A 7,675-nucleotide genomic window follows, 5' to 3' on the forward strand; every position below is an offset into this window, starting at 1 on the left:
CGCACTGGTCGGCGAGGACGGCCGGGAGGGGCTGCTGCTCGCGGCATCCGTCTCGTCGGAGCCCGACGCCCGCCGGCAGGCGGGCATCGTCCACCGCGGGCTGCTGGACGACCTGGGCGACGTGGCGGCGGGGATCATCCCGGTGATCGGCGTCGGACTCGTCCTGGCCGGTCCGGACCACGACGGGGACGCGGAGGGGGCGCCCGGTCCCGCGCAGCTCATCGCCGGCGCGCGGGAGGCCGCACGCCGGGCCGCGTCCGATTCGGGCGAGTCGGTGCGCGTCGGCGCGGCCGATCTCAGCGCGCCGTGATGCGGTAGCCGACGCCGCGCACCGTCTCGATCCAGCGCGGCTCGGACGGTGACTCGCCGAGCTTGCGACGCAGGTTCGCCACGTGCACTTCGATCGCCCGGGCGTCGCTCTCGCTCAGGAACTCGGCTCCGGTCCACTGCTCTCCGCGCAGCATGAGGGCCAGCTCGCCCTTGCCGACGACGCGGCGTCCCGCGGACAGGATCGCGGCCAGGATGTCGAATTCGCTGCGCGTCAGGTCGAGCGGTGCGTCGCCCAGCATCGCGATCCGCATGCCGGGGTGCAGCCGCAGCCCGCCGTGGCGGATCCATCCGGCGTCGTCATCGGCGCCGGTCGCGGCCGCGACCGGCGGAGCCAGCGCGTGTGCGGACGGACGTCGCAGCATCGCCTCGATCCTCGCCCGCACCTCGCGGGGACGGAAGGGCTTGGTGACGTAGTCGTCGGCACCGGCATCCAGCCCCTGCAGCGCGTCGATCTCCTCGGTGCGCGCGCTCAGCATCACGATGTAGGTCGAACTTGCGGCGCGGATGCGCCGGGCCGTCTCGAATCCGTCCATGCCGGGCATGTTGACGTCGAGCGTCGTGACCAGCGGGTCGACCTCGGACACCAGCCGCACGCCGTCGAGTCCGGTGCCCGCGGTGTGCACCGCGAAGCCCGCCTGCTCGAGGACGTCGGCGAGCAGAGAGCGGATGTCCGGATCGTCCTCGATCACCACCGCCACGCGTGCGCGGTCCACTCGCCCTCCCTCCGGAGCCGGATCGGCCAGCCCGGGAACCTCCGAGACCTCGGACAGGATATCCGTGAACGCCTGCCGGAACGCGGCGCCGATCATGAAGGTCGCCTCATCACGAGCAGCTCGGCGGACCCTGGAACGCGGACCGGGCGTCGGCGAGCTGGAACGTCACGGTGGGCTGCAGCGTCCAGTTCGCGGACGTGGCGCTGCCGGTGAGCGACGGCAGCGACGCGCACGGGGAGGTCGGTGTCATCTGGGCCGCCGGCAGGGTCATGGCGGTGGACCAGTTCCACGCACCGGCACTGGTGTCCAGTCGCACCGTCGCCGCGCCCAGGTTCGCCTGGAACACGACCGACGTCGCCGAGGTGCTCGAGACCGAGAACGTCGCGTAGTAGGTGCGGATGTGCTTGCCGGAACCGCCCGCGGCGTCGTAGATCATCGTGGAGATCGCGCAGGTCCCGACCGCGGCGCCGGCGCTGTTCAGGGCGGTGCACGATCCGAGCGCCGACCAGGTGCCGGAGGTGACCGTCGCGGACGCGGACGTCCGGTCCGTCCACGCGGCGCTCGTGACGGCGTGCGAGGCCGTGACGCCCGCGCCGACCACGAGGACGGATGCCGCGAGTGCGACCGCCGCGCAGAGCATACCGCGCCGGCGGCGCGCCGAGGACATGCCCGCTGGCGTCACGGTGCCCCCACCGTCGCGAGTCCGGTCTCGCGGCGGTGGTCGGCGTGGACGGTGTCTGCGGCGGACTCGCGGTCGTCCCGGGTCCGACCGGGAGCGGGGATCAGCCAGACCAGCCCGAGCAGACCCGCCAGCCCCGCGAGGAAGGCGATGACGACGCCCGGCGCGGCGAGTCGCTGCAGGGCGGCGCCGACGCCCGGGAGCTGCATCTGCGGCATCCAGACCTGGGCCCCGACGCGATAGGGGAGCGCGTCCGCGAACGTGTTGTTGTCGCCCTTGAGGGTGATCGTGTACGTGCCGTCCCCCTCGGCGGAGACCGTCTGGATGCGGTGCGTCACCAGATCGTGGGTGAGGGTGCTCGGCAGGCTCACGACGTCCCCCGGCCGGAGGGTGCCGGTGCTGACCGGCCGGTCCACGAGCAGGTCGCCCGTCATGATGTGCGGCTCCATCGAACCCGAGATCACGATGAGCGGCTTGATCAGGCCGGCGGCGGTGGCTCCCCAGACGAGGCCGCAGGCGATGCCCACGGCGGCGAGCAGCCAGAGGACGCCCAGGGCGAGGCGGCGGAGCGCGATCATGTCGTTTCTCGTTTCAGGTCGGGAGGGGCCGGGGGCGGTCGGGTCAGGAGGTGGCGGTGCCGGCGACGGTCACGACGACGCTGCCGGTCTTGCCCTGGTTGGTGGCGGCCCAATCGGCGGGCGCGGCCACGGTGAGGGTCACGGTGGTCGTGGTCGGAGTGGTGCCGTTCGCCGCCGCGAGCGTCGACGAGGCCGGCGAGACCGAGATCGTGGGGTTCGTGGTGAACGTGCTGCCCGACGTCCAGGCGGCGCTCGCGACGAGGGCCGAGTTGGCGGTGCCGGTGTTCTCGACGTAGAGGGAGACCGTGCGGGTCTGGCCGGGCAGCAGGTTCGCGAACGTGGAGGCCGGGACGACGAGCTGGATGCTGCCGGGGTTGTCGGACTGCACCCAGGTGTTCCCGTCGAGCGAGCCCTGGAGGTCGAAGGTGGCGGCCTGGGCCGGAGCGGTGAAGAAGACGTTGTCGGTCCAGGCGGCGCTCGTGGCGGCCGCGCCGATGCCGCCGACGGCCGTCAGGGCGAGGACGGTGGCGATGATCGGACGCTTGCGGGAGCGGCGCTCGGTGCGCGGGGCGGGGGTGTTCATGGGGATGCCTTTCGGAGCTGCGAGTGCGTCGGCGGGGATCCTGGTGGTCGGTGCCGATCGCGATGACCCGACGCTATGAGGACACGCTCAAGGCCTCCCCAAGCGCACCTCAGGACGGCCCAAGGTTTGCGATCTTGACGGAACCTTGAGCGGCCGGCCGGACGTGGCATCCTCGAATGCATGCCACTCATCGCGCTCACCGGGGGGATCGCCTCCGGCAAATCGACCATCGCGTCGCGGCTGGCCGAGCACGGAGCCGTCGTGGTGGACGCGGACGCCATCGTGCGTGAGGTGCAGTCGCCGGGGTCGCCCGTGCTGGATGCCATCGCGGCCGAGTTCGGCGCCGCGATGATCCGCGCCGACGGGAGTCTTGACCGCGCGGCGCTCGGAGCCCGCGTGTTCGGGCATCCGGAGCGGATCGCCGCGCTGAACGCCATCGTGCATCCCGCCGTGCAGGAGGAGTCGGTGCGCCGCTTCGCCGAGGCGTTCGCGGCGGATCCGGATGCCGTCGTCGTCTACGACGTGCCGCTGCTCGCGGAGGCGCGTGCCGGCGACCATTGGGACCTCGTGGTGGTGGCGGAGGCGCCGGAGGACGTGCGCGTGGCGCGGCTCATCGAATTGCGCGGCATGACCGCGCAGGATGCCCGCGCCCGGATCCGCTCCCAGGCCGGAGACGCCGAGCGCCGCGCGCTCGCCGACGTCGTCGTGCACACCGGCGGGGACATCGCGGAGACCATCGCTCAGGCCGATGCGGTGTGGCGGCGTGTCGGCCACCCGGAGCCGATGTCGGAGGCCGGTCCTACGCTGGAGTGATGCAGACCACCCGCTCTGTCCGGCCGTTCGAAGTCGTCAGCGAATACGCCCCCAGCGGCGACCAGCCGCAGGCGATCGCCGAGCTCGCCGCACGCATCAACGCCGGCGAGACCGACGTCGTGCTGCTCGGCGCGACCGGAACCGGCAAGTCCGCCACGACGGCGTGGCTCATCGAGCAGGTGCAGCGCCCGACGCTCGTGCTGGCGCACAACAAGACCCTCGCCGCGCAGCTGGCCAACGAGTTCCGCGACCTCATGCCGCACAACGCGGTCGAGTACTTCGTCAGCTACTACGACTACTACCAGCCCGAGGCGTACGTCCCGCAGACCGATACGTTCATCGAGAAGGACTCCTCGATCAACGCCGAGGTCGAGCGACTGCGGCACTCCACCACGAACTCGCTCCTCAGCCGCCGCGACGTGGTCGTGGTCAGCACGGTCTCGTGCATCTACGGTCTCGGCGCCCCCGAGGAATACCTGCGCAACATGGTCGCCCTGCAGGTGGGCGAACGCTACGACCGCGACGCCCTCATCCGCCAGTTCATCGCCATGCAGTACAACCGCAACGACGTGGACTTCTCGCGCGGCAACTTCCGGGTGCGCGGCGACACCATCGAGATCATCCCCGTGTACGAGGAGTTCGCGATCCGCATCGAGCTCTTCGGCGATGAGATCGAGGCGCTGTACATGCTGCATCCGCTCACCGGCGACGTGGTCAAGAAGCTCGATTCGGTGCCGATCTTCCCGGCATCCCACTACGTCGCTGGCCTCGACGTGGTGCACCGGGCCATCGGCACCATCGAGGCGGAGCTCGCCGAGCGGCTCGCGGAGTTCGAACGGCAGGGCAAGCTGCTCGAGGCCCAGCGGCTGCGCATGCGCACCACCTTCGACCTCGAGATGCTGCAGCAGCTCGGGTTCTGCTCCGGCATCGAGAACTACTCGCGGCACCTCGACGGGCGCGTCGCCGGCGAGCCGCCGCACACCCTGCTCGACTTCTTCCCCGACGACTTCCTTCTGGTGATCGACGAGTCGCACGTGACGGTGCCCCAGATCGGGGCGATGTACGAGGGGGACGCCTCCCGCAAGCGCACGCTCGTCGAGCACGGCTTCCGGCTGCCGAGTGCCCTCGACAACCGGCCCCTGCGATGGGACGAGTTCAAGAACCGCATCGGGCAGACCGTGTACCTGTCCGCGACGCCCGGACGATACGAGATGGGGATCGCCGACGGGGTCGTGGAGCAGATCATCCGCCCGACGGGACTCGTCGACCCGCAGATCGTGGTGAAGCCCTCGAAGGGGCAGATCGACGATCTGCTCGAGGAGATCCGGGTGCGCTCGGAGCGCGACGAGCGCGTGCTGGTGACGACGCTCACCAAGAAGATGGCGGAGGAGCTCACCGACTTCCTCGGCGAGCACGGGGTGCGGGTGCGCTACCTGCACTCCGACGTGGACACCCTCCGCCGGGTCGAGCTGCTCACCGAGCTGCGGGCCGGCGTGTACGACGTGCTCGTCGGCATCAACCTGCTGCGCGAGGGACTCGACCTCCCCGAGGTGTCGCTCGTGTCGATCCTCGACGCCGACAAGGAGGGGTTCCTGCGATCGGGCACGTCGCTCATCCAGACCATCGGCCGCGCCGCGCGGAACGTGTCCGGGCAGGTGCACATGTACGCCGACACGATGACCGATTCGATGCGCAACGCGATCGAGGAGACCGAGCGTCGCCGCGAGAAGCAGATCGCCTACAACGAGGCGAACGGCATCGACCCGCAGCCGCTGCGCAAGCGCATCGCCGACATCACCGAGGTGCTCACGCGCGAGGCGGACGACACCGACCGGATGATGCGCGGCAAGACGTCCGCGAAGCTCAAGTCCGGCAAGGGCAAGAGCCCGACGCCGCAACTGCGGCGGGAGGGGATCGCGGCGGAGGGTGCGGAGCAGCTCGAGGCGACGATCGCCGACCTCACCGGTCAGATGCTCGCGGCGGCCGAGGAGCTGAAGTTCGAGCTGGCCGGGCGCCTGCGCGACGAGGTGCAGGACCTCAAGAAGGAGCTGCGCGCGATGGAGCGGGCCGGGCACGCCTGACCAGCCGTGAACGCCCGGCATCCGGGCGCGATGCCTCCGGGGGCGGGGGCTACGGGCAGAACATCAGCGGCTTCGGACCGGTGCGGTCGAACGTGTGCTGCGACATGGGTGCGCCGCAGAGCGGGCAGGGGCGTTCGGCGCGGGGAGGTTCGGGCGTGGTGTCGTACGGCCCCACCGCAGCCGGCCCCGCCATGCGCACCAGGTTGCGGTTGAACCAGGAGTACCACCCGCCTTCGGCACGCACTCGCTGGCGGAGGGGAGGACGATCGGCTGAATTGCTTCGTGTCACGATGATTAGTGTACTAAGTAATGGTTAGAATGTCATCGTGGACCCGCGCGACGACCTGCTCAAGCTCGACAACCAACTGTGCTTCGCCATCGTCACGGCCGCGCGCAACGTGGTCTCCATCTACCGTCCGGTGCTCGAGCCCCTCGGGCTGACGCATCCGCAGTACCTCGTGATGCTCGCCCTCTGGGACAAGGCGCCGCGATCGCTCGGCGAGCTCGCCGCCGAACTGGCGATGGAGCCCGCGACCCTGTCGCCCATCGTCAAGCGGCTGGGGGTGCAGAAGCTCGTGGAACGCACGCGCCGCCCCGACGACGAGCGCGTGCTCGACATCACCCTCACCGCCGACGGACGCGCGCTGCGCGAACGCGCTCTCGACGTGCCGGGGCAGATCATGGCGCGCGTCGGCATGACGCCGGGGGAGGTCGCCGCGGTGCGCGACGGTCTCGCGCCGTTCGCGGGACCGCGACCCCCGCTCTGACCCCGCCGACGCACACGTCCGCCTGCCGCGAGGGCGTCCGAGGTCGCGAGTATCGTGAGCCTCTGTGAGGCACGAGCGCAGGCGGGTCGTCGCCGGAGGAGCCGTGGCGGTGCTCCTCGTCCTGGCGGTGGCATCCGTGTGGGCCGCCGGCCCGACGCACTGGAGCCCGCCCCGCTGGCGCATCGTTCCCCAGCTTCCCGCGCTCACCCCGCAGCCGCAGCCGTCGTCGTCACGCATCCCCCTTCCCAGCCCCGGCGTTCCGGCCGAGGCGCAGAAGATCCTGACGCTGCTGGCTGCCGTGGCGGTGTGCCTCGCGCTGCTCGCCATCGCGTACCGGCTGCTGCGACGCATCCGGCTGACGCAGCGCGTGCGCCGCGAGGCCCTCGCCGCTCCGGTCGAGGTGCTCGGCACGGGGGAGCTCGATGCGGAACCCGAACCCGTCACGGCGCCGATCGTGCGCGGTCTCGCCCGGGCGCTGCGGATCCTCGACGAGCACCGCAGCGCGGACGATGCGATCGTACAGGCGTGGCTCGGGCTCGAGGAAGCGTCCGTCGCCTCCGGAGCCGGACGCCGGCCGGCCGAGACGCCGGGGGAGTACGCCGCCCGCGTGATCAGCCGGTTCGACGCCGACCGCGACGCCGTCACCGTGCTGCTCGGGCTGTACCAGGGCGTGCGCTTCGGCACGCGGCACGCGGACGCGGCGGCGATCGCAACCGCCCGCGACTGCGTGCGGCGCCTCGCCGCATCGTGGCATGAGGATGCGACGGCGGCGCGGCGATGAGGCAGCATCCCGTGCGGCGCCGGGTCATGTCGATCGTCGGATCGGTGGTGCTCGGCGGCGTGACCGCGACCGTGCTCTGGCTCGTGGGGCTCTCGGTGCCGTTCGCGGCGGCATTCGGCGTCGTCGCGGCTGCCCTGAGCGTCGCGTGGTCGGGTCTCACGGATGCCGACGCCCAGCTTGCCTCCCAGGCGGACCCGCCGCCGCGGCACGGCAAGCGCTCGGACATCGTCCAGATCTCGTGGTCCCTGCGCCCGGTGCGGGCCGGGGTGGGCCGTGTCGCCCCGCGGCTGCGGCCCGTCCACGAGGCCGGGGTGCGCCGCCTGCGGCGCTTCGCCGCGCGGCGACTGAGC

The 7,675-nt window shown here is 71.6% G+C and carries 10 protein-coding genes and 1 pseudogene; 6 read left to right on the forward strand and 5 right to left on the reverse strand.

Features of this window, described 5'->3' with window-relative positions; all coding sequences use genetic code 11:
* Positions 1 to 310, forward strand: a pseudogene (locus VJR25_RS12215) (hypothetical protein); the annotation flags it as partial.
* Here VJR25_RS12215 and VJR25_RS12220 read toward each other — a convergent pair.
* From VJR25_RS12220 to VJR25_RS12235, 4 genes are all read right to left on the reverse strand, one after another.
* Positions 297 to 1,043, reverse strand: a complete 747-nt coding sequence (locus tag VJR25_RS12220) for a response regulator transcription factor (RefSeq protein ID WP_324115405.1) — start codon at positions 1,041 to 1,043, stop codon at positions 297 to 299. The pseudogene VJR25_RS12215 and the gene VJR25_RS12220 sit on opposite strands and share 14 nt — an antisense overlap.
* 109 nt (positions 1,044 to 1,152) lie before the next feature.
* Positions 1,153 to 1,710: a hypothetical protein gene (locus tag VJR25_RS12225; protein WP_324115390.1), complete on the reverse strand. Its 558-nt coding sequence runs from the start codon at positions 1,708 to 1,710 to the stop codon at positions 1,153 to 1,155.
* Between the two features lie 11 nt (positions 1,711 to 1,721).
* Positions 1,722 to 2,300: a signal peptidase I gene (locus VJR25_RS12230; protein WP_324115391.1), complete on the reverse strand. Its 579-nt coding sequence runs from the start codon at positions 2,298 to 2,300 to the stop codon at positions 1,722 to 1,724.
* 43 nt (positions 2,301 to 2,343) lie between these two features.
* Entirely contained in the window at positions 2,344 to 2,883 is a 540-nt protein-coding gene (locus tag VJR25_RS12235; RefSeq protein WP_324115393.1) for a CARDB domain-containing protein, read from the reverse strand.
* A gap of 180 nt (positions 2,884 to 3,063) precedes the next feature.
* Between VJR25_RS12235 and coaE the strand changes: the two genes are divergently transcribed.
* Together coaE and uvrB are read left to right on the forward strand one after the other, a co-directional pair.
* The gene (gene coaE, locus VJR25_RS12240) at positions 3,064 to 3,696 is read left to right on the forward strand and encodes a dephospho-CoA kinase (RefSeq protein ID WP_324115395.1); all 633 of its coding nucleotides are present in this window, start codon (positions 3,064 to 3,066) and stop codon (positions 3,694 to 3,696) included.
* A complete protein-coding gene (gene uvrB, locus VJR25_RS12245; protein WP_324115397.1) occupies positions 3,696 to 5,777 on the forward strand; it encodes an excinuclease ABC subunit UvrB in 2,082 nt (693 codons plus the stop codon). The genes coaE and uvrB overlap by 1 nt, the downstream gene beginning before the upstream one ends.
* Before the next feature lie 49 nt (positions 5,778 to 5,826).
* Here the strand turns inward: uvrB and VJR25_RS12250 are convergent, their stop codons facing one another.
* Positions 5,827 to 6,072 (reverse strand): hypothetical protein, encoded by a 246-nt coding sequence (locus tag VJR25_RS12250; protein ID WP_324115406.1) that lies wholly within the window; start codon positions 6,070 to 6,072, stop codon positions 5,827 to 5,829.
* Positions 6,073 to 6,103: 31 nt separating this feature from the next.
* Between VJR25_RS12250 and VJR25_RS12255 the strand changes: the two genes are divergently transcribed.
* From VJR25_RS12255 to VJR25_RS12265, 3 genes are all read left to right on the forward strand, one after another.
* Positions 6,104 to 6,544 carry a MarR family transcriptional regulator gene (locus tag VJR25_RS12255; protein ID WP_324115399.1) on the forward strand — a complete coding sequence of 147 codons (441 nt, stop codon included), beginning with the start codon at positions 6,104 to 6,106 and terminating at the stop codon, positions 6,542 to 6,544.
* A 109-nt stretch (positions 6,545 to 6,653) separates the two neighbouring features.
* Positions 6,654 to 7,325 (forward strand): DUF4129 domain-containing protein, encoded by a 672-nt coding sequence (locus tag VJR25_RS12260; RefSeq protein ID WP_324115401.1) that lies wholly within the window; start codon positions 6,654 to 6,656, stop codon positions 7,323 to 7,325.
* Positions 7,322 to 7,675: hypothetical protein (locus tag VJR25_RS12265; protein ID WP_324115403.1), on the forward strand; the 354-nt coding region annotated here is incomplete at its 3' end. The genes VJR25_RS12260 and VJR25_RS12265, both read left to right, overlap by 4 nt.

Source organism: Microbacterium sp., assembly GCF_035277845.1.
Taxonomy (GTDB): Bacteria; Actinomycetota; Actinomycetes; order Actinomycetales; family Microbacteriaceae; genus Microbacterium.

Coding starts and splice junctions, on each gene's coding strand:
- VJR25_RS12235 (WP_324115393.1), bottom strand. CDS start 2,883: ATGAACACCCCCGCCCCGCGCACCGAGCGCCGCTCCCGCAAGCGTCCG.
- VJR25_RS12225 (WP_324115390.1), bottom strand. CDS start 1,710: ATGTCCTCGGCGCGCCGCCGGCGCGGTATGCTCTGCGCGGCGGTCGCA.
- uvrB (WP_324115397.1), top strand. CDS start 3,696: ATGCAGACCACCCGCTCTGTCCGGCCGTTCGAAGTCGTCAGCGAATAC.
- coaE (WP_324115395.1), top strand. CDS start 3,064: ATGCCACTCATCGCGCTCACCGGGGGGATCGCCTCCGGCAAATCGACC.
- VJR25_RS12230 (WP_324115391.1), bottom strand. CDS start 2,300: ATGATCGCGCTCCGCCGCCTCGCCCTGGGCGTCCTCTGGCTGCTCGCC.